Annotated in this window: 15 protein-coding genes and 2 pseudogenes; 9 read left to right on the top strand and 8 right to left on the bottom strand. The window is 65.7% G+C overall.

Going from position 1 to position 21,893, the window contains the following annotated elements; all coding sequences use genetic code 11:
* From FXF75_RS10710 to aglJ, 3 genes are all read right to left on the bottom strand, one after another.
* On the bottom strand, window positions 1-564 hold the full coding sequence (locus tag FXF75_RS10710) for a hypothetical protein (RefSeq protein ID WP_163521852.1): 564 nt from the start codon (window positions 562-564) through the stop codon (window positions 1-3).
* A gap of 283 nt (window positions 565-847) precedes the next feature.
* Window positions 848-2,545 (bottom strand): acyl-CoA synthetase, encoded by a 1,698-nt coding sequence (locus tag FXF75_RS10705; RefSeq protein ID WP_163521851.1) that lies wholly within the window; start codon window positions 2,543-2,545, stop codon window positions 848-850.
* A gap of 78 nt (window positions 2,546-2,623) precedes the next feature.
* The gene (gene aglJ / locus FXF75_RS10700) at window positions 2,624-3,529 is read right to left on the bottom strand and encodes an S-layer glycoprotein N-glycosyltransferase AglJ (RefSeq protein WP_163521850.1); all 906 of its coding nucleotides are present in this window, start codon (window positions 3,527-3,529) and stop codon (window positions 2,624-2,626) included.
* Window positions 3,530-3,736: 207 nt separating this feature from the next.
* On the opposite strand from aglJ, the gene FXF75_RS10695 reads away from it, so the two are divergent.
* The 9 genes and pseudogenes from FXF75_RS10695 to FXF75_RS10655 all read left to right on the top strand — a co-directional run bounded on the left by FXF75_RS10695 (window position 3,737) and on the right by FXF75_RS10655 (window position 15,651).
* A complete protein-coding gene (locus tag FXF75_RS10695; RefSeq protein WP_163521849.1) occupies window positions 3,737-4,345 on the top strand; it encodes an archaellin/type IV pilin N-terminal domain-containing protein in 609 nt (202 codons plus the stop codon).
* Window positions 4,346-4,448: 103 nt separating this feature from the next.
* Window positions 4,449-5,590, top strand: a pseudogene (locus FXF75_RS23475) (glycosyltransferase).
* Window positions 5,591-5,663: 73 nt separating this feature from the next.
* Entirely contained in the window at window positions 5,664-6,785 is a 1,122-nt protein-coding gene (locus FXF75_RS10685; RefSeq protein WP_163521848.1) for a glycosyltransferase, read from the top strand.
* The gene (locus FXF75_RS10680; protein WP_163521847.1) at window positions 6,782-7,753 is read left to right on the top strand and encodes an LTA synthase family protein; all 972 of its coding nucleotides are present in this window, start codon (window positions 6,782-6,784) and stop codon (window positions 7,751-7,753) included. The genes FXF75_RS10685 and FXF75_RS10680 overlap by 4 nt, the downstream gene beginning before the upstream one ends.
* On the top strand, window positions 7,750-8,724 hold the full coding sequence (locus FXF75_RS10675; RefSeq protein ID WP_163521846.1) for a hydrolase: 975 nt from the start codon (window positions 7,750-7,752) through the stop codon (window positions 8,722-8,724). The genes FXF75_RS10680 and FXF75_RS10675 overlap by 4 nt, the downstream gene beginning before the upstream one ends.
* 5 nt (window positions 8,725-8,729) lie before the next feature.
* Complete coding sequence (locus FXF75_RS10670) at window positions 8,730-9,848, top strand: sulfatase-like hydrolase/transferase (RefSeq protein WP_163521845.1); 1,119 nt, start codon at window positions 8,730-8,732, stop codon at window positions 9,846-9,848.
* 3 nt (window positions 9,849-9,851) lie between these two features.
* Window positions 9,852-11,315, top strand: a complete 1,464-nt coding sequence (locus FXF75_RS10665; protein ID WP_163521844.1) for a lipopolysaccharide biosynthesis protein — start codon at window positions 9,852-9,854, stop codon at window positions 11,313-11,315.
* Between the two features lie 81 nt (window positions 11,316-11,396).
* Entirely contained in the window at window positions 11,397-14,540 is a 3,144-nt protein-coding gene (locus FXF75_RS10660; protein ID WP_163521843.1) for an oligosaccharyl transferase, archaeosortase A system-associated, read from the top strand.
* A 136-nt stretch (window positions 14,541-14,676) separates the two neighbouring features.
* Complete coding sequence (locus tag FXF75_RS10655; RefSeq protein ID WP_163521842.1) at window positions 14,677-15,651, top strand: DUF368 domain-containing protein; 975 nt, start codon at window positions 14,677-14,679, stop codon at window positions 15,649-15,651.
* Between the two features lie 28 nt (window positions 15,652-15,679).
* Here FXF75_RS10655 and FXF75_RS10650 read toward each other — a convergent pair whose 3' ends face one another.
* The 5 genes and pseudogenes from FXF75_RS10650 to glpA all read right to left on the bottom strand — a co-directional run bounded on the left by FXF75_RS10650 (window position 15,680) and on the right by glpA (window position 21,668).
* Complete coding sequence (locus FXF75_RS10650) at window positions 15,680-15,919, bottom strand: helix-turn-helix domain-containing protein (RefSeq protein ID WP_163521841.1); 240 nt, start codon at window positions 15,917-15,919, stop codon at window positions 15,680-15,682.
* Window positions 15,920-16,034: 115 nt separating this feature from the next.
* The gene (locus tag FXF75_RS10645; RefSeq protein ID WP_163521840.1) at window positions 16,035-17,189 is read right to left on the bottom strand and encodes a Cdc6/Cdc18 family protein; all 1,155 of its coding nucleotides are present in this window, start codon (window positions 17,187-17,189) and stop codon (window positions 16,035-16,037) included.
* Window positions 17,190-17,195: 6 nt separating this feature from the next.
* Window positions 17,196-18,596 carry an anaerobic glycerol-3-phosphate dehydrogenase subunit C gene (locus tag FXF75_RS10640; protein ID WP_163521839.1) on the bottom strand — a complete coding sequence of 467 codons (1,401 nt, stop codon included), beginning with the start codon at window positions 18,594-18,596 and terminating at the stop codon, window positions 17,196-17,198.
* Between the two features lie 6 nt (window positions 18,597-18,602).
* A pseudogene (glpB, locus tag FXF75_RS10635) lies at window positions 18,603-19,936 on the bottom strand (glycerol-3-phosphate dehydrogenase subunit GlpB).
* A complete protein-coding gene (gene glpA / locus FXF75_RS10630; RefSeq protein ID WP_163521838.1) occupies window positions 19,926-21,668 on the bottom strand; it encodes an anaerobic glycerol-3-phosphate dehydrogenase subunit GlpA in 1,743 nt (580 codons plus the stop codon). Before glpA ends, glpB begins: the two are co-directional and overlap by 11 nt.
* Window positions 21,669-21,893: the final 225 nt, after the last annotated feature.

Here is a 21,893-nt window from a genome sequence, read left to right as displayed (position 1 = left end):
TTACTCGCTGTACGTGTGGTTGAGCGTCTTCCGGTCCACTTCCCGGCCGTCGACGGTGAGGATGAATCGAATCGCGAACTGCTCGTTGTCCTTGAACGACTCCGGCGGGTTGATGTCGTCGTTGAACTCCTGCATCGTGCCGCTCGTCGTCGTCCCCTCGAAAGTGCGCTGGTCAGACCGCTCGCCGTCGGAAATCTGGACGGTGAGCACGGCGGTGTCCTCGAAGTACGCCTCGACGTCGTAGCCGATGTTGTTCGTCCCGATATCCGACTGGACGTCGACGTCGATCTGACCGATGTGGGGATTCACGCCGCTTCCACTACTGTCGGCCGCCGTCGACTGGTCCTCAGAACCGCCGTCGTTCGATTGTTCGCTCGATTGCCCGCCGTTTCCACCGTCGATGTCGCTCTTCTCTTGGACGTCGGGGTCCTGCGGGGCGTAGTCCTTCGAGTCAATCATTCCGTCTCCATCGCTGTCCGTCGGCCCACTACTGGAGCAACCGGGGAGACCCAGCAGCGAGAGGGAACCCATCGCTATCAGCGACTGGCGTCGTGTTCTATCCACAACCGAACGCAGGAGCAAGTTCACAAAATTCTGGTGGTATCGGAAATCTGCCAGTCGCGAGTAGCAGTTCCGGCGGAACGGGACTCACCTTCACAGCGCCCCGAGCGCTTGTGGTTCGGACTCCACCGCAAATGCCCGCAAGCCGGTCAGATTCGTCTCGTCCACTCCTTGACGTTGGGATAGGGTAGGGCGACCCCGACGTCCTGTAGGAAGTTGGCGACGACGCCGAGCACCACCGGAAGCAGCGAGACCCCGACGGGAAGTAATCGATGCTACCCGGAGGCTACTCCTCCTCGACCTCGGCCTCCTGTTGAGCGTCGTCCTGCAGTTCCGTCCGGCGAATCTTCCCCGTCACCGTCTTCGGGAGTTCGTCGACGAACTCGATTTCTCGGGGGTACTCGTGGGCCGAGAGTTCGTCGCGGACGTGGGTCCGGATGTCCTCTGCGAGACCATCCCCGGCCTCGGCATCGTCGCTCGTGACGACGTAGGCCTTCACGATGTTACCGCGCTCGCGGTCGGGTTTGGGAACGACCGCGGCCTCCGCGACCGCGGGGTGTTCGCCGAGCGAACTCTCGACCTCGAACGGGCCGATACGGTAGCCCGACGAGATTATCACGTCGTCCGCGCGGCCCTCGAACCAGAAGTAGCCGTCCTCGTCCTTTCTGGCGAGGTCCCCCGAGAGGTACCACTCTCCGTCGGGTCCGTCCACGAAGCAGTCGGCGGTCTTCTCGGGCTTCTGCCAGTACTCCGCGAAGAAGCAGGGGTAGTCGCCGCGCTGGGCGATTTCGCCGGTCTCGCCCGGGTCCATCGGTTCGCCCGTCTCGGGGTCCACCACGTCGGCCTCGATGCCGGGCAGGGGCTTGCCCATGCTCCCCGGCTTGAGTTCCATCGTCGGGTAGTTGTTGATTATCATGTTGCCCGTCTCGGTCTGGCCGTAGGTGTCGTGGATGGTGACCCCCAGCGTCTCCTCGCCCCAGTCCACGACCCCCGCCGAGAGCGGTTCGCCGATGGAGAGGGCGTGGCGGAGGTCCAGATTCACGTCCTCCAGAACGTGGTCCTTCTCGCGGAGCATCCGGTAGGCCGTGGGCACGCTGAACAGGACCGAAATCGGGTACTCGTCGAGCAGGTCGGCCCACGTCTCGGGGTCGAACTCGCCCTCGTAGGTGAACAGCGACGCGCCCCAGAACCACGCGCCGAGGGTGTTGATGGGACCCGTGAGCCACCCGAGGTCGGCGGTGGACCAGTAGAGGTCGCCGGGTCGGAGGTCCACCGCGTACTTCTGGGTCGCCGCGACGCCCGCGACCCACCGCTGCTTGTGGCGGACGCCCTTCGCTGGGCCGGTCGTCCCGCTGGTGTAGTAGAGCAGCGCGTCGTCCTCGCCGCTCGTTCTGGCCGGTTCGTACTCTTTGCTCGCGGCGTCGAGCGCTTCGCCGAACGCCACGTCGTCCGAGGTCACTCCCTCGTCCGACCCGTCGCTCCGGTCCACCGTGATGACGTGTTCGACCGAGGGTGCGTCTTCGAGCGCCTCCCCGACCGTCTCGCGGTTGTCGCTCGTGGTCACCACGACCGAGGCGTCGCAGTCGTCGAGTCGGTACGAGATACCGTCCGGGCCGAACCGCTCGTTGACGCCGCCGAACACCGCGCCGCGCTTGAGCGTCCCGACCAGCGCGACGTAGTGCTCGGGAATCCGGGGCATGTACGAGAACACCCGGTCGCCCCGCTCGACGCCGAGGTCTTCGAGGACGTTGGCGAACTGACTGGAGCGGTCGGCCAACTCCCAGAACGTCGTCTTCGTGAGGTCGCCGTCCTCGCTCACCTGATACAGCGCGACTTTCTCCCTGTTTCGGGCGTGGCGGTCGCAGACCTCGTGGCCCACGTTGAGTTCTCCGGGCGCGTCCCAGTCGGCCTCCGCGTAGATGTCGTCCCAAGAGAACGATTCGCGCACCTCGTCGTAGTCGTGTAGGTTGTGACCGTCCACCATACGAACGTCCGTACTCAGGTAACAAAAATAACAGTACCGACAGTTTTCAGAGAAGAATGTCGCCGGAACGAAGTCCGGTCACTCCAACCGTCGCATCTGCTCACGGTGCAGCGTCACGATGAGGTCAGAGAGGACGCCGAACATCAGCAGTTGCACGCCGAACAGGATGCCGAACGCCGCGACGACTGCCAGTACTTCGTGGGAGGTTCGAGGCGGGACGAACCACTCGTATCCCACGTACACGGCGACGCCGGTACCGAACAGTCCGCTGAGGACGCCCATGCTCCCGAAGTAGAACAGGGGGTTGCTCGTCTTCGCCAACTGGTAGAGCGTGACGAGGATGACCCCGCCGTCCCGAATCGGGTGGAGGTTGGTGTCCGACCCATCCGGGCGCGCCTCGTACCGGATGGGGACGACCGTCGTCGGCACGCCGTGCTTGACGCATTCGACGGCCATCTCGGTCTCGACGCCGAACCCGTCGGCGTCGAGGTAGAAGTTCTCCACGGACTCGCGGGTGAACGCCCGATACCCGCTCAGGATGTCCTCGAAGTTCTTGCCGTGGATGTGCCGGAACACCCAGTTGAACAGTCCGTTGCCGAACTGGTTGAGGCGGCTCATCGCACCGTCCTCCATGTCGGCGAACCGGTCGCCGATGACGTGTTCGTACTCGCCGTTCACGAGGGGGTCGAGCATCGCATCCGCGTCCTCGGGGCGGTAGGTCCCGTCTCCGTCGAGCATCAGGACGTACTCGGCCTCGATGTGTCGAATCGCTTCTCGAATTGCCTGTCCCTTGCCGCTTCCTGACTGTTGCAACACCCGCGCCCCGTGTTCGCGAGCGACGTCGGACGTCCCGTCGGTGGAGTTGCCGTCGATGACGAGGACGTTCTCGTATCCGCGACTGGTAAATCCGTCGATGACCTCGCCGATGGTCTCACTCTCGTTCAACGTCGGAACGAGTACGCACACGTCCTCGCTTTCGGCCATTGGGAGTGAGTGGTCACCACGAGCGCAAAAGGCTTTCCAACCTATTGCCAGGCGACCATTTGGTTCGGCCGAAGGTGACAGGCGTGAAACGGGAACCGCCCCGGGCACGTCCCGCGATTATCAGCCGTGAAAACGGACGAATGTTATATATATCGGTGGTGGTACTTGCTCGTTGGGAAAGTTCCCGAATACCATAGAATCTGAAGAATGACACGAAACCATCTCTCAGCAGTCAAAGATAGAATCGAGGGCGCGGTCAACGACCGCGGCCAGGTGGGTATCGGTACACTCATCGTGTTCATCGCGATGGTGCTGGTCGCCGCAATCGCGGCGGGCGTTCTCATCAACACGGCAGGGTTCCTCCAGACGAAGTCCGAGCAGACCGGTCAGGAGTCCAGCGCGCAGGTCTCGAACCGCGTGCAGGTCGTGAGTGCGTTCGGTAACGTCGGCAACGAGCGAGTGAAAGACATCAGTCTGACGGTCATGCGCGGGTCCGGGGCCGACGACATCAATCTCTCGGCCGCCACGATAGAGTGGATTGGTCCGGAGAAAGCCAAGACTCTCGTGTACGGTGACAAGGCTAACGCGACACAGTTCACCGTCAAGACCATCAAAGACCCAGACAAGTCCTCTCCCGTCCTCAACACGCAGGACGACCGCCTCGAAGTCAACATGAGTGCTTCGAGTATCAGCTCTCAGGGTCTCGGTGAAGGTGAGGAAGTCAAACTGAAGCTCACCACGCAGTACGGGGCAGTGACGCTCTACCGCGCCAACGTCCCGCAGTCGCTCTCCCAAGAGAGCGCAGTCACGGTCTAACGCGGCAGACCTTCCTCTCACATCCTGTCCGCGTTTTACTTTTGCCGTTTCACCGCGACGAGCGACCAACAGTATGTTATAGCCCGATTCCATACGCGGTCTTATGAACCCTCTCGTCGCCGTTACCGGCGCACTCGTCGCCGCCACGGCGCTCCCGTACCTCGCGTATCTCGCCCTCTACGCGCTGGTCCGTCCGAGCGGTTCGCCCGCGGACAAGCGCGAGGCGGAACCGACCGTCAGCATCGTTCTCCCGACGTACAACGAGTCGGGCATCATCGAACAGAAGTTGGACGATATCGTGTCGCTGGACTACCCGATGGAGAAGGTAGAACTGGTCGTCGTGGACTCCAGCGACGACGAGACGCCCGACCGCATCGAAGAGTACTTCGCCGACCGCGAGCATCCAGACCTGAATCTCATCCGCGAGCAGGAGCGCCGGGGTCTCGCGCCCGCACTCAACGACGCGTACGCCGCCGCGGACAACGAGATGGTGGTCAAGACCGACTGCGACTCCTACGTCGCCGACGACGCCCTCCGAGAGCCGCCGCGAACCTCGCCGACCCCGACGTGGCGGCCGTCACGGGTCAGAACGCGGAGGTCCTCGGCGGGAGTGAAGTCGAAGCGGGCTACCGCGGCGTGCAGGCCCACATCCAGACGCTCGAATCACACCTCGACTCGACGCTCATCTTCCACGGGCCGTTCTCGGCGTTCGAGAACGACGCCATCGTCCCCATCGACCCCAACTCGCTGGCCGACGACACCGAACTCGCACTGAAGATTCGGCGGGGCGGCGACCGAGTCCTGTTCGACCCCGCGGTCCGGTACAAGGAGGCTTCCCACTCAGACTTCAGCAAACGGAGGCTTCAGAAGGACCGCCGCGGCATGGGGCTGATTCGCCTGCTCGCCCAGCACCGCGACGCCCTCGGCAAGTACGGTAACTACGGCCGAGTCGTCCTCCCGTTCAACTGGTGGTTCATGGTCGTCTCGCCGTGGCTCGTCGCGCTGGACGTACTGGCGGTCACGGCCGCCGGAATCGCGGTGGCGGGCGTCGCCGGACTCGCCGTCCCGGCCGCGCTCGCCGGATTCGTCTGGCTCGGACAGAAGGACCTTCTCGGCCCGCTTCAGGCACTCTACGCCGTCTTCGACTCGCAGGTGTCGCTGCTCCACGCCGCCGTCGAACTCCTCCGCGGGAAGGGCGACGGGACGTGGGAAGTGGACGAGGAACTGCGGGAGGCCTTCGAATGAGGGCGGTTCCGCAGTCGCCGGGAATGAGTACAGTTAAAACCGCGTCAGCAAAAACCAAAATCGACAGAACAGCATGAACGACCAGTCCATCGCCATCGCCCACGGGAACTACCTCGAACGGGGCGGTGCCGAAGCGTTGTCGGACGAACTCGCTCGCACGTTCGACGCACCGCTGTACTACGGATTCGGAAGCGACGAACACGTCTCCGAGGACGTGGACGCACGGAGCCTCTACGAAGACTCCCCGCTTTCGGCGGTGAAGAAGTCGGTGTTCCTCCGGGACCTCTACTACGCGTGGAACGCCCAGCGCATCCCCGAACTCACCGACTACGACGTGGTCGTCCTCTCGAAGAACGAACTCAGCTGGTACGTCCCCGAGGACGAACAGGTCGTGGTTCACTACACGCACAGCACGCCGCGGGTTCCCTACGACCTGTTCCAACAGCGCGCGGACTCGCTCTTCTCGCGGCTCTACGCGTTCGTCGCCCGGACGATGTTCCTCCCGAACACGAAGTTCCCAGACAAGTTCGTGGCGAACAGCGAACTCGTCGCCCGACGCCTCCGTCGCTACTGGGGCGTCCCCGACGAGAAGGTCGAGGTCGTCTATCCGCCCGTGAACGTGGACCAGTACGAAAATCGCGAGACCGAAGAGTACTACCTAACCTACTCCCGACTGATTCCCGAGAAGCGCATCGACGACATCGTTCGTGCCTTCGAGGCGCTCGACGCCAAACTGGTCGTCGGCGGGGCGGGCGACGAGCGCGAGGAACTCGAACGACTCGCCCCCGACAACGTCGAGTTCGTCGGCTACATGTCCGAAGAGGAGAAGGTCCGGCGGCTCGGCGAGGCGAAGGCCGTCCTGTTCAACGCGATGAACGAGGACTTCGGCATCATCCCGGTCGAAGCGTTCGCCAGCGGGACGCCCGTGCTCGGCGTGAACGAGGGGTACACCAAGTACCAGATTCTCGACGGCGAGAACGGTCGCCTCCACGACCCGGACCCCGCGAGCATCCGCGACTCCGTCGAGGCGTTCGAGCGAGACGGCGTCGAGTGGAACGCCGACGAGATAGCGGCGTTCGCCGAGCGCTTCGGGGCCGACCGCTTCAGAGAACAGATGCGCGAAGTCGTCGCGGACGCCGTCGAGGCGGCCGCCATCGAACCGCACGCGAAGCAAACGACGATTGAACAACTATGACATTCGGTGACTGGATTGAGGAGAGTCGAGACAGAATCAGACACGACGGTGTCAAGAAGGGCGCGTACGCGTCTGCGCAGGAGTTCTGGGCCGGTGCGCTCGGTCACTTCGGCCGTCACGTCTGGAACTACGGCGAGTCGGTTCACGACAAAGACTGGGACGTGCTGCTCGTCCTCGACGCCTGTAGAATCGACCTGCTGGCCGACGTGGCCGACGAGACGTCGTACGACGTCCTCGACGGCTTCGACCCGGACCGCGACGCGACCAACTCGGTCGCGTCGCGGTCGCCCGAGTGGATAGCGAAGACGTTCGACCCCGAAACGTACGCCGACGAGCTTTCGGGGACGGCGTACGTCACGGCGAACCCGCACTCGCGAGACGTCCCCGACCCCGACTCGCTGTATCTCTTCGACGAAGTGTGGAAGTACGGATGGGACACCGACTACGGGGTCGTCCCGCCGCGAGCCATGACCGACCGGGCTATCGACGTGTGGCGCGAGCACGACCCGGACCAGATGATAGTCCACTACATGCAACCGCATCTACCGTTCCGCTCGCTGGTGGACGAGTACCCCGAGTGGTTCCGGTTCGAGGTCGGACTCGACAACCCCGCACCCAGTCAGCACAAGACGCTCTGGCGGCGACTCCGCGACCGCGAGGTGCCCCACGACCTCGTGTGGGAGGCCTACTGCGACAACCTCGAATGGGTTCTCGACGATATGGCATTGCTGTCGGAGAACCTCGACGCCGACACCGTGGCCATCTCCAGCGACCACGGGAACGCGATGGGCGAGTGGTGGGTGTACGGCCACCAGAGTCCGATTCCGATACCCGCACTCAAACGCGTCCCGTGGGTCACGTTCTCCGCGACCGACACCGGGGAGTACGAACCCGAACTGGAGGCCGAAGACGTCGAGGTGAGCGAGGCGGAGTACGAGGACCGACTCAAGAATCTCGGATACCTATGACGTTCGCCGACTGGGTAGCGGAGACCCGGACGCGGTTCCGGACGATGGGCGCGAAGCGAGGGGCCGTCGCCTCGGCGAACGAGTTCTGGGTCGGGATGCTCCGGCGGTTCGGCCGCGACGTCTGGAACTACGGAGAACCCATCTACGAGCGAGACTGGGACGTCCTGCTCGTCCTCGACGCGTGCCGAGTGGACCTGATGCGGGAGGTCGCCGCCGAAGAGGGTGACCGCTTCCCGTTCCTCGACCCGGACTTCGAGACGTTCGACTCGGCCGCGTCGATGTCCAAGGAGTGGATGGAGAAGAACTTCGGCGACGAGTACGCCGACGAGAAGGCGAACACGGCGTACGTCTCGGGCAACCCGTTCACCCGCGACCTCGACCCCGACGAGTTCGGCCTGTTGGACGAGGTGTGGCGCTACGCGTGGGACGACGAGCGCGACCTGATGCCGCCGCGGCCGCTAACCGACCGAGCGATAGAAGTCGAGCGAAACCGCGACCCGGACCGGCTCATCGTCCACTATCTGCAACCCCACGTCCCGTTTCGCTCGATGCCCGACGCCGGATTCCGGTGGGGCGACCCCGAGGAGAACTTCGGGGTCAAGGACGGCGGAACCGGCGAGGAGCGCGGCCCGTGGCACCGACTCCTCGACGGCGACCTCTCTCGGGACGAACTGTGGCAGGGCTACCGGGACAACCTCGAATGGGTCCTCGAAGACGTCGCGCTCTTCCTCGACAACGCCGACGCCGACACCGTGGTCATCTCCAGCGACCACGCGAACGCGATGGGCGAGTGGTGGTGTTACGCTCACCCCGACTACGTCCCGATTCCGGCGTTGAAACGCGTCCCGTGGATAGAAACCAGCGCGACCGACACCGGAGCGTACGAACCCGAACTGGAGAGAGAGGACGACGCCGAAGACGAACAAGGAGACGACGTTGAACAGCGTTTAAGCGCGCTTGGGTACAAGTGATTTCGATGACTGATACGACACTTCTGGTCACGGTCGATTCGCTCCGCTACGACCACTACCAGTACATGACCGCGACGAGGGAGTTCCTCGGCGAATCTCACCCCGCGACGTTCGCGACGAACACCGCCACACCCTCCTGCTTCCAGTCGATTATCGGCGGTATCTACCCCGGCGAGGTCGGCGTCGATGCGGACTCGAACGTCGGCGTCGCGCTCGATTCACCGTACAAGTACGGGGTCTCGACGAATCGCTTCCTCTCGAATCGATACGGCTACGACCTCGGATTCGACGAGTTCACGGCACCGGGGCGAGAGAGCAAGGGACTCAAAGACCGGGTCGCCGAGCACATGACGCCCCAGAGCACGCTGTTCGGCATCGCCTCGCGCGTCTGGAACGTCGTTCAGGAGGTCCAACAGCGCTTCTCCTCGGTGGACCGCGACTACCGCCCCGCCGCCGACGTCGTCGCCGAATTCCTCGACGCGACGGAGGGCCGCGACGAGTGGTTCGGATGGCTCCACTTCATGGAACCCCACCACCCATACAACCCCGACGACGGTCCCGTCTCGCGCGGCGAGGCCCAGCAGATAACGCGTCGCGTCCTCAACGGACGCGCGAGCGACCGCGACGAGGAACTCGCTCGCGAACTCTACCGCGGCGAGGTCGAGGAACTCGACGACCGACTCGCGCGACTCTGGGACGCGATTCCGGACGACACGCGGGTGCTGTTCGTCGCGGACCACGGCGAACTGCTCGGCGAGTACGGCGAGTGGGGTCACCACGCGACCATGTGCCCCGAACTCCTTCGTCTGCCGCTCGCGACCAGAAACATCCCCATCGAGAGCGACGTTCTCAGCCTCGTGGACGTGCCGACCCTCCTGCTCGGCGAGGAGTACAACCACGGTTCGTTCGAGCGCGAGACGGCGTTCGCGGCCTCGAACGGGAACCACGCCGCGATGAACCGCGACCACGTGGCGACCGACGACGGCGTGGTGACCCTCGACGGCGACCCCGCCGAGGACGACGACCTGCTCGCCGCGAAGGAGGAGTTCGAGAACAGAGCGTCCAGACCGGTGCGGAAGGACGAACTCCCCCACGACGACCTCGAAGCACTGGGCTACCTCTGAGCGATGAGTACCGCTGACCTCGACATCGGCAAGGAAGCGCTCGTCTCCATCGGCGCGAAGTTCACGATGTCGGCGTTCGGGTTCGTCGGCGTGATGATATTCGCGCGAGTGCTGGGGAACGCCGGTGTCGGCCGGTACTACGTCGCGCTCTCCATCGCGCTGATGCTCGTGCGGGTTTCGGCCGGTCTCGGCAACGCTATCAAGAAACGAGTCAGCGAGGTCGAGACCGGGTCCTCGGAGTACCTCGGTCTCGGACTGGCCTTCCACGCCCTCTACGTCGGCGGCGTGACTGCCGCCTTCGTCGCGCTGTTACCGGCCCTGCCGGTTCAGGGCATCACGGCCGACGACGTTCTCGGCATCGTCCTCGTGTTCAGCACCGTCGGCTCCTTCCAGATTCTGAATCGGTTCTATGCCGGAATCGGGTTCCCGGGACGGTCGTTCTGGATAGACACGGTGCGGAGCGTCGTGACCCTCGCGTTTCAGCTCGTACTCTTGCTCCTCGGGATGGAGGCGTTCGGCATCCTGCTCGGGTTGGCGATAGCGAGCGCCATCACGGCGGTGGTCGTCGCGGTCGTCAGCGGCGTCCGGCCCGCGCTCCCCTCCCGCGAGACGTTCGCGTACACCGGCGAGTTCGCCCGGTGGAGCATCCCGACCTCGGTCGTCAACGACGTGTACAAACGCGCCGACCCGCTCCTCATCTGGTGGTTCGTCGGCACCGGTGCGGTCGGTTTCTACGAGACGGCGCTCCGACTGGTGCTTCCGGCCTCGCAGTTGACCGCCAGTATCAGCAACCCGCTAGAAGTGAAAGTCAGCGGTCGGTCGTCGCTCGGGAAGGGCGTGCGCGAGGACGTGGCCAACGCGATGACCTACGCCGGACTGCTCGGCATCCCCATGTTCTTCGGCGCGCTGGCGCTGCCGGACGTGCTGATGCGGACGTTCTTCGGTTCCGGGTTCGGGGAGGGCGGCGAGGCGCTCGTCGGCGTCGCGCTGTTCTACGTCTTCTACATCTACCAGCTTCCGCTCGAATCCGCAATCAACGGGACCGACAGACCCGAACTCACGTTTCGCGTGAACTTCGCCGGCCTCCTCGTTCACGTCCCGCTCGCGGTCGTTCTCGCACAGCGGTACGGCCTGCTCGGCGTCATCGGTGCGACGCTCGTCGCCGAAGTGCTCATGTTCTTCGCGTTCCAGTACCTCTGTCGCGAACTGTTCGGGGGCACGATTTTCCCGACCCCCATCGCGGCACAGACGGTAAGCGGACTGGCGATGTTCGCCGTCATCAGCGAAGTCAGAGCGGTCGTTGCGCTCGACTACTGGCTCCCGGTCATCGCACTCGTCGGACTCGGTGCGGTGGTCTACTTCGCGGTCCTCGCCGTCGCGAGTTCGCACTTCCGACTCACGCTGGCGAACGTGTTGGGGCCGGTCTACGAGCAGGTACTCGCACGCCGCGGCCGTTCCGAGGGCTGAACCCCGACCGAACGGTCCGCCTCGAAGTGTCGAAACTCAAAGTCACAAGGCTTATGCGCGTTTTGGCACTCCATCAACTCAATGAGCCAGCAAACTGAGCAGGTCGAGGACTCGACCGAGTCGGCCGATTCGGTCCTCGACTCGTTCGAGGACTGGTATCACGTCCCCGTACTCGCCGCGGCTATCGCGTTTATGCTCTGGGTACGACTCCAGTCCTACGGAAAGTTCATCAGAAACGGTGAGGTCATCTTCAAAGGAAACGACGCGTGGTACCACCTCAGACAGGTACAGTACACGGTCCAGAACTGGCCCGCGACGATGCCCTTCGACCCGTGGACCTACTTCCCGTTCGGGACCAGCGTCGGTCAGTTCGGCACCCTCTACGACCAACTGGTCGCCACTGCCGCCCTCGTAGTCGGACTCGGCGACCCCTCCAGCACGCTCGTCGCGAAGACACTGTTGGTCGCACCCGCTGTCTTCGGTGCGCTGGTCGCAATCCCGACGTATCTCGTCGGCAAGCGCCTCGGCGGCCGTCCCGGCGGCCTGTTCGGGGTCGTCGTTCTGGCACTGTTCCCCGGCACGTTCCTGCGACGCGGACTGGTCGGATTCGCCGACCACAACATCGCGGAACCGCTGTTCCAGACGTTCGCGGTGCTGGCGATGATGGTCGCGCTGACCGTCGCCGAGCGCGAACGTCCCGTCTACGAACTGCTCGCCGACGGTGACTTCGAGGCGCTCCGCGCGCCGCTCGGCTTCAGTGCGCTCGCCGGGGTCGCCACCGCCCTGTACCTCTGGACGTGGCCACCCGGCGTGCTGCTCGTCGGTATCTTCGGCGTCTTCTTCGGCATCAAACTCACCGCGGACTACGTCCGCGGGGTCAGTCCCGACCACCTCGCGTTCGTCGGCGCTGTCAGCATGACCGTGACGGGCCTGCTCCTGTTGGTCCCGCTCGGCACGCTCGACATGAGTCCGACCCGGTTTTCGCCGCTGCAACCGCTGCTCGCGTTCGCGGTGGCCGGTGGCTGTGTCTTCATGGCGTGGCTCGCCCGCGAGTGGGACGCCCGCGACCTCGCGACCGCTCTCTATCCCGCGACTATCGGCGGTATCATCCTCGCCGTCACCGGCGTCGTCTACCTCGCGGTCCCGTCGCTGTTCAACCTCATTCGCCGGAATCTCGTCCGGTTCATCGGCTTCAGCGCCGGCGCGCAGACGCGGACCATCGGCGAGGCCAAGCCGTTCCTCTCGAACGTCCAACCGCGATTCGGTATCGAGTGGTACGACGTCATCATGCGCGAGTACGGCCTGATGCTGTTCACGGCGGTCGTCGCCGCGGTCTGGATGGTCTGGCGGACCTACCGAACCGACGACCACCGTGCCGAACAACTGCTCGTCCTCGTGTGGGCCGCTTTCATCACCGCGGCGGCGTTCACGCAGTTACGGTTCAACTACTACCTCGCGGTGCCGGTCGCGGTGCTGAACGCCTACCTCCTCAAGCAGATTCTCTCGGTGGCGAACCTGACGAACCGCGAGTCGCTGACCGACGTCGAGGGGTATCAGGTACTCGCGGTCGTGTTCGTGGTCCTGCTCATCGTTCCCGTGCTGGTCACCCCCGCCAGCATCGGGTCGTCCGGGTATCCCGCGGTCGATAACACGAACACTGCGATGCAGACGGGACAGTCCGGTCCCAAACCCGGCACGGTCAACTGGGCCGGGTCGCTCGACTGGTTGGCGAACAACACGCCCGCGGAGGGCGACTACGCCAACGCCAATAACGAGGGTGAACTCGACTACTACGGCACCTACCAGCAGAGCAACAACGACTTCCAGTATCCCGAAGGCTCCTACGGCGTCATGTCGTGGTGGGACTACGGACACTGGATTACGACCCGCGGCGAGCGCATCCCGAACGCCAACCCGTTCCAAGAGGGTGCCGACACCGCCGCGAAGTACCTGCTCGCACCGAGCGAGCAGCGCGCGAACAACATCCTCCAAACCCTCGGTAACGACAGCGAGGAGACTCGGTACGTGATGGTGGACTGGAAGATGGCCGAACCGAGTTCCAAGTTCTCCGCGCCGACGGTGTTCCACCCGAACGTCTCGGCCGGTGACTTCTACAGTCCGGTCTACCAGCAGGGCCAGAACGGTCCGCAGTTAGCCTTCCGGATGAAGAGCCAACGCTACTACCAGAGTCAGGTGGCGCGGCTCTACCTCTACCACGGCAGTCGGATGGAACCCGCACCCGTCGTCGTGGACTGGCGCGCCCAGACCTACCGGACGCCTGAAGGAGAGACCGTCTCGTACAAGATAGGCGAACAGGGACCGAACGCGACGCTCGTCCGGAAGTTCCAGACGATGCAACAGGCCCGGCAGTTCGTCGCCAACGACAGCACGTCCCAGATAGGCGGCATCGGGCCGTTCCCGAGCGAATCGGTTCCGGCGCTCGAACACTACCGCGTGGTCAAGCAGAGTCAGTCCTCCGGCGCGAACTCCTCGCAGTACGCCCGGACGCTCCGGAGCGAGATGCGACTGCTCCAGCAGGCCGGGATGAACCCGCGCCAGCTGCTCCAGACCTCTCCGTCGTGGGTCAAGACGTTCGAGCGAGTCCCCGGCGCGACGGTGACGGGCACCGGCCCGGCCAACACCACGGTCACGGCGCAGGTCCAACTGTCGCCGGTCGGCCAGTCCGGTTCGTTCGTCTACAGTCAGCAGGCCCGGACCGGGCCTGACGGTCAGTTCACGATGACGCTGCCGTACTCCTCGACGGGGTACGACAACTGGGGGCCGGAGAACGGCTACACCAACGTCAGCGTGCGGGCGACCGGTCCGTACCAGTTCTACACGTCGCGGAGCATCGAGGACGGCAACCTGACGTTCTCCAACGCCTCCGCAGAGGTGACCGAGGCGCAGGTCATCGGCGAGAGTGACGAGAACGTGACGGTCGAACTGACGAAGGAGTCGGTCTCGCTCCAGCAGAACCAGTCGGGCAACCAGACGGCGTCCGGTAACGAGACCGCTTCGGGCGACCAGACGAACGAGACGGCGTCGGGCAACGAGTCGAGCGGTAACACTTCGGCGCTCGCGACCCCGAGCGCACAGTCGGACGCTGATGCCGAGTCGCGTTCGACGCCCGAGAGCGCCCTGCCGGACCGCGAGGACACGACCCCGATGCGGGCCGGTCTCGTCGGTGCGTACGCCGGTGCACTCGTCGTCGGTCTGCGGGACTGAGACGAGTCGTCTCGGCGGACAGACTCTCGACGTCTGATTTTATACGCGTCTCTCGACGCTTCCAGTCCCGGCTATCCCACGGTCGACCGCCGCGAAAGCAAACCGTTTTCCGGTCGGTCGTCGTACGAAATCGCCAATGCGAGAGTTGCTCTCCATCTACCTGAAGGGTGTGTTCATGGGCATCGCGGAAGGCGTGCCGGGCGTCTCTGGCGGCACCATCGCGCTGATAACCGGCATCTACGAGCGACTCGTGGGAGCCATCGCGGCCTTCGACCCGCGCGTCGTGGCCGACCTGCCCCGGGCGTACGACTCCGAAGCGCGAGGTCGAATCGCCGCGATGCTCCGAGAGATGGACGTGGTGTTCCTCGCGGTGTTGCTAGCGGGAATGTTGAGCGCCATCGTCGCGGTTACTGGCGCTATCCTCTCGGTCAAGGAGTCGAACCCGGCCGTGCTGTACGGGTTCTTCTTCGGTCTTATCGCCGCCTCCGCGGTCGCGCTCTGGACCGAGGTCCGACTCGACACGAACGCGGAACGCGCCGCCGCCGTGGTGGGATTCGTCGCCGCGTTCCTGCTCGCCGGCGTCTCGACCGGCGCGTCGGTCCCCCACTCGCCGGTAGTGCTGTTCCTCGCGGGCGGGTTCGCGGTCACCGCCATGGTGCTTCCGGGCGTTTCGGGGGCGTTCCTGCTCCTGCTGTTCGGCCAGTACGACTTCATGTCGAACGCGCTCCACGAGTTCATCGACGAGGCTATCGCGGTCGTGCGGGGCGGGTCGCTCGACTCGCTGGTCGGTCCCGCCGTGGCGGTCGCGTCGTTCTGCGCGGGTGCGGCGGTCGGCGTCCTCACCTTCGCCCGCGTGGTCGAGTGGGCGCTGTCGAACTACCGGGAAGTGACCTTGACGTTCTTGGTCGCGCTGATGGTCGGTGCGCTTCGACTTCCGGCCGCCGAGGTCGTCACCGCGGACGGGGCGTGGCCGGTCGCACGCGTGGCCGCGGTCGCGCTCGCGGCACTCGCCGGCGGAGCGGCGGTCCTGCTGATAGACTACTACACCGACGACCTCGACTACGTCGAGGACGAGCGCGCGGACCCGACTCCCGCCCCTCGCAACGACTGAAACCGACGCGACTCTCACCGATTCCTCGTTACTCTCCGAACCGCGACTGTAGCACCTTCGACTCGGCTTTCCGGAGGTGTTCGGACGCGGTACTCGGCGCGCACGCCAACTCCGCGGCCACGTCCTCGTGGGTGGCGGTCCGGGGCACGTCGTAGTAACCGACCGCCACGGCCGTCTCGACGGCCTCTTGCTGGCGTTCGGTCTCACCTTCCACTTCGGCGTCCCCAACCCCGACCACGTGGATGCGGTCGCCGCGTGACCGTGTCACCGCCCGTTCGGAAGGACCGCGAGGCTGGTCGCTGTCACCGACGCGGTCGGTGCGCTCGTCGGTCTCTGGTTGGTCTCGAAGATTCCCGGCTTGTCGGTCAGTGACCGAGTGCCACTCACTCCGCCCGTAGTTCGCCCTCGAACCGCCGGAACGGAATCGTCGGGAACCGCGGGACCGTCCGACTGGGGCGGCGCCCGCTCCCGTCCGTCGCCTCGGTCTGGACGCGTTCGAGGACGCCGCATTCGGCGAGTTCGTACAGGAACCGCTTGACCGTCGCCGCCGACAGGTCCGAGCGCTCCGCGATGGCGCTCGCCGCCTCGTCTATCGGCGGCGTCGCGTCCAGCGAGACCAGTTCGAGGAGGACCTTCCGTCGGTTCTCCGGCAGCGCGAACACTCGGCCGACGTGAATCCCGTCGTCGGGCACGTCCGCGATACCCGCGTCCACGTCGCTCGCGCGGATTCGGTCGGCACCGTCGGCGTCCGCGAGGTCGGCCGCCCCGAACGCGGCGGCGAGTGCGTCGTGGGCGTCGCCGCTGGCCCACTCCGCGAGGTGTCGGGCCTGTCCGAGTCTGAGGGCGCTACTCGCCAGCGCCCGTGAGGCCCGTTCGGTCAGGATGTCAACGAGCGCGTGCTGGCGGTACTCCGGCACGTGGACGGTCTTCGAGTCCCAGTCGTCGGGGACCGCTCGACCGACGACCACGAGCGACGCGTCGTCGGCGACCGGCGCGAACCACTCGCGGAGTTCGCCGCCGGAGGGCGAACTCGGTTCGGCGACGTGGTCCACCGCGACGACGGCCTTGCGGGCGGGCGACGAGAACTGTTCGACCAACCGCTCCCGGAACTCCTCGGTGCCGACGCCGCGTCGCGGGACCGACTCCTCGACGACGGCGTCGAGCAGCGTGTGGTAAAACTGGAACTCGCTGGTCGTGCGGTAGGCGTCGACGTGGACGAACTCGACGGTGTCGGTCGCGGTTCCGGCCCGGGTGGTCGTGCCTATTCGGCGGTGCTGTCGGCCGAACTGGTCGTTCAGGTGAGCGAACAGCGCGCTCACCAGCGCCGACTTCCCCGCGCCTTTCGGCCCGTACACCGCGGCGTCCGGCGGGAGTCGCCGGTCGAACACGGGGTCGAGAACGTCGAGGAGGCGTTCGAGGACGGGACCGCGACCGACCGGGTCCGGGAGGTGGACGGCGGGGTTGAGGGGGCTTCGGTCCACGAACAGGTCGTCGCCCCGCGTGGCCTGCCGCCGAGCGATTCGTTCTTCGAGGTCCATCGGCGGTCAGTTGCTCCCCTCGCCGACGAGGGCTTCCTCCAGCACTTCGAGGGGATGGCGAATCTCGTAGCCCGTCCCGTGTTCCATCTGCATCGCGCAGGTCGGGCACTCGGTCATCCCCGTCTCGGCGTCGGTCCGTTCCATGTGTTCGAACATCTCTGACCCGATTTCCATGGACGTTTCGTATTTCTCGTCCTTCCAGCCGTAGGTCCCGGAGATGCCGGAACACGAGTCGCCCACGTCCTCGGCGTTCGCGCCGTCGAGGCCGTCGAGGACCTCGACGGCCTGTCCGGCAAGCCCCTGATTCCGGGCGTGACAGGGTGCGTGGTAGGCGAACTCGCCCGCATCGACCTCGGCGTCTTCCAACTCCGCTTCGAGGTCCTCGTGGAGTCGCAGGTATTCGAGGGCCTCGTAGGTGTGGGCCGCGACGCTGGCGGTCCCGTCGTAGCTGAACAGTTCCGGGTACTCCTGACGGAGCGACATCGAACAGGAGGTGCAGGAGGCGATGACGTCGTACCCCTCCTCGACGAGGCCCGAGAAGTTCTCGACGTTGATTCCCGCGGCCCGCTTGGCGTCCGCCAGCATCCCGTTGGCGAACATCGGCGTCCCCGAACAGCGCTGCTTCGGGACGACCACCTCGTAACCGAACCACTCGAACAGTCGGACCATGGCCTTACCGACTGCGGGGGTATTGTAGTTCGAGTAACAGCCGTGGAAGTACGCGACTCGCTTGTCCTCCGAGCGCACTTGCGGGCCACCTCGCTCTGCTCGCGAGTCGTCCCTCCCCGCTCGCTCTTCCGAGGTGGCTGCGCCACCTCGCTTTTCCCACCACTCGCGGAACGTCTCCTCGGCGAACTCGGGGAACTCGCGCTCGCTGGTGATACCCAGTACCTTCTCGTTGACCGCCTGCACGAGCGAGTTGCCCATCACGAAGTTGGTGAGTCGCGGGACCTTGCTCCCCAGTTCCGCCATCGTCCGGTAGTTCGCCAGAATCCGGTTGCGGACGTACTCCCGGGATAGCTTGTCCATCTGGTTCTCGACGTACTCCCCCCGCGCCGTGTTGTGCATCTGGCTGAGTGGAACGTCGGAGGGACACGACGAGTCACAGCGCATGCAGTTCGAACAGGACATCACCGAGTCGTCGATGTCGGTGTCCTCCTTGCGCTTGAGTCGCCACTGCTCGGGTCCTTGGAACTTCGGCCCGGGGAAGTCGTCGTCCACCTCCGCGACGGGACAGTTGGTATCGCAGGTCGAGCACTTGTAGCAGTCGTCGCTCCCCGGCCGGAGGTCCATCTCCTCGCTCTCGGGGAACACCTGCACCGGTTCGAACTCGTCGTCTGCGACTGTCTCTTCCTCTCGCACGTCGTTCGCGTCGTTCGCGTCCATCGGCTGTTCTGCGTCACTCATGGATAGTCACCTCGTCAACTCCCGCGCCGCACCGCGTCCGGCCGCCACTCCGGTGGTGAGCGAGACGCCCGCCCCGGACTTTTCGGCCGCGAAGTCGTAGCCGCCGAGGACCGCCCCGGCGCGCGCAGGTTCGAGAACTCCGCGTCGCCCTCCCGGTCGAGGGGTCGCAGGTCGCCGTCGGTCTCCACGCCGAACCGCGCGAAGGGGTGGTCGCCGAACGCCGCGTCGGCGAACCAGTCGTACCGGTCGCCCGAGTGTGGGACGTGGCAGTCGAAAATCGGCTCGGCGACCCCCTCGCGGTCCGAATCGATGCCCTTGCCCACCAGTCCGCCGGTCGCAAGCACGAACTGGTCGGCGTGAAACGGAATCGCCGCGCCGTTGCGCTCGACGCGCACGGCGGCGATTTCTCCGCCTCTCGCCCCGCCGTCGTCCGTCGCGCCATCGCCCATCCCGCGGGTCTCGTAATCGACCACCGGATTACCGGTCGTGAAGCGCACGCCCGCCTCGCGACAAGCCTCGGTGAACGCGCCTTCGAGGCGCATCCCCGGGAGGCTCGGCGGTCCCATCGGCACCTCGAACACCGCCGCGCCGAGTTCGGCTTCGAGCGACTCGCGCACCTCGTCGGGGTGATGCTGGCCGAGGATTGCCGGGAACCCCACGCGCTCCTCGCCGCGGAGGTGCGGTTTCACGGCCTCCGCGAGCGCCTCGCGGACCGGGAGTTCCGTCGTGTAACCGTCGCCCTCGACCGCCACGCGCTCGTCGGCGTCGAGCGCGTCGGCGAACCGGGTAATCTTGGTATCCACCCTGAAATCGCCCGGGAACGGAATCGTCGCGCCGCGCGCGGCGAACGGGACGCCCACCGATTCGAGGTGGTCGGCCGCCAGCGGCGCGTCGAAGTCGGTGACGGTCTCGAAGCCCACGAGGAGGGCGTCCCGGTCGTCGCTCGCCAGTCCGGCCGCCGCGCTCGCGGGGTAGCGGGCGGTCGGTTTCACCGACCCGCCGTGCGTCGGCACCAGCGCGTTTCGGTCGGTGTGGTCGCCGCGATAGCGGTCGCCGACGACCCCGTCGAAGAGGTCCAGCGCCTCGCGGACGCCCTCGACCCCCACGGTGCTGTACGGGTGCGCGTCGGGGAGTTGCGGGATGGTCTCGAACGGGTCGGCGAGCGGTCCGTCCGATTCCGGGAGATACCCCAGCACGTCCACGAGTCCGCTCGCGCTCCGCAGGGTGGAGTCCTTGTGCGAGAGCAGGCGGACGTCCGCGCCCTCACGGGCGGCCGCGAGCGCGGCGGTCATCCCGGCGATGCCGCCGCCGACGACGGTCACGTCGTCTTCAATCGCCACGTTGTCCTCCGTCGGCGGCGGGCCGCCGACCCGCCGACTCGCCCGCGTCGAACGCGCCGAAGTCGATGGGTTCGGCGTTCTCGCTCTCGGACGAATCGCGGCCCCGAACCGTCGGGTCGCGGTCCCGGTTCATCGTGGTCGCGTGGAGCGCGTAGTTGAGCGCGGCCTGCGAGAGCTGTTCGCCCCAGAGGGCGTGGCGCTCGCCCTTCCAGCGCTCCTCGAACAGTTCGTCGAGCGCGGCGTAGGCCTGCGGTTCGTCGAACTCGGGGTGGAGTTCGCTCGCCATCCGGTGACAACAGAACCCGCCCTGACAGTTGCCCATCGACGCGCGGGTCCGGATGCGGACCGCGTTGAGGTCGGTTCCCGACTGGTCGATGGCATCCCGCACTTCCGCGCGGGTGACGGCCTCGCAGTCGCAGAGGACCGGGTTCGGTTCGACCGACGAGAGCACCTCGTCGGCGCGACTGCCGAGTCGCTGGGCGCTGCGGCGCGCGACCGGCGAGCGCAGGCCGAAGCGGTCCATCCCGGCGTCGAGGACCGACTCGTCCTCGCTCCCCGGAAGCGGGACCTCGGCGGTTCGACTCGCCGCGCTGACGCCGAGTTGGTCGCAGACGTGGTCGGAAATCTCCTCGGCCATCATCCGGTAGGTGGTGAACTTCCCGCCGACGATGGAGGTAAGTCCGCGGAGGTCGTCGCGCTCCTCGTGGTCGAGCAGGAAGTAGTCGCGCGTGATGTCGGTCGGGTCGGCGCTCCCGACTTCCGGCGGTTCGTACAGCGGGCGGACGCCCCAGAACGACCGGACCGTCCGGGCCTCCCCGAGGATGGGAACGAGTCGCTTCAACTCGTCTATCATCAGGTCCACTTCCCACCGTTCCTCCGGGTAGTCGTCGGGGTTCGAGACCTCCTCATCGGTGGTGCCGAGGATGGCGGTCGTCTCGTGAGGTACCACGATGTCGGCGTCGCCCTTCGGCCGACAGCGGTTGACGACCGTGTCCACCTGCCGGCAGTTCATCACGACCATCACGCCCTTCGACGGTCGGACCTCGATGTCCACGTCCGCCATCTCGCCGATTTGGCCCGCCCACGCGCCCGACGCGTTGACGACGTATTCCGCGCGAATCTCCTCGGTCTGGCCGGACTTCCCGTGGGAGCGTTTGCCGGGGCCGCTGTCGTGGCGTACCTCCGCGCCGGTCACGCGCTCGCCGTCGCCCAGCAGGTCCACGACCTCGGCGTGGGTCTCGACGCGTGCGCCGTGGTTCTCGGCGCTGACCGCGTTGGCCACGCAGAGGCGAAACGGGTCGATAGCGCCGTCCGGAACTCGAATCGCGCGTTTCACCTCCTTCGTGAGATACGGTTCCTCCTCGCGGGCCTCGCGGGCGCTGAGGACCTCCGCGGGGATGCCGCACTCACGACAGCCCTCCAGTTTCTCCTCGAAGTACTCGTCGGGGTCGCCCTCCAACTGGACGAACAGGCCACCGGTCTCCTCGACGCAGTGGCTCGCGATGTCCCGGAGGACGCGGTTCTCCTCGATGCACTCCTCCGCGCTCGCTCGGTCAGAGACCGCGTAGCGCCCCCCGCTGTGGAGCAGGCCGTGCATCCGGCCGGTCGTCCCGTGGGTCAGATTCCCTTTCTCGACGAGAGTGACGTCCACCCCCCGCATCGACAGGTCTCTGGCGATGCCGGTGCCGGTCGAACCCCCGCCGATGACGAGAACGTCCGTGGTTGCTGTCATCCGTTTTCTCAGACGTGGGACCCGCGATACTTTACTTTACCGCCACTGTCGTTGCCTGAGTAAATTCCCTCGAAACACCGTAGAGGAGGTCTCCGACGGGGTGAAAACCACCGATACAGGACTCCCGACGAAAGTTTTATAATGAAAGTCAATATTGTTTACGGGTAGGACGGTACCGTGCGTAAAGTTCGCGCGGTTGTCTGAATCCGGTAGCGACCGGCGCTC

Source organism: Halorussus sp. MSC15.2, from assembly GCF_010747475.1.
In the GTDB taxonomy this organism is placed as follows: Archaea; Halobacteriota; Halobacteria; order Halobacteriales; family Haladaptataceae; genus Halorussus.
This window is presented reverse-complemented; position numbering and strand designations above follow the sequence as displayed.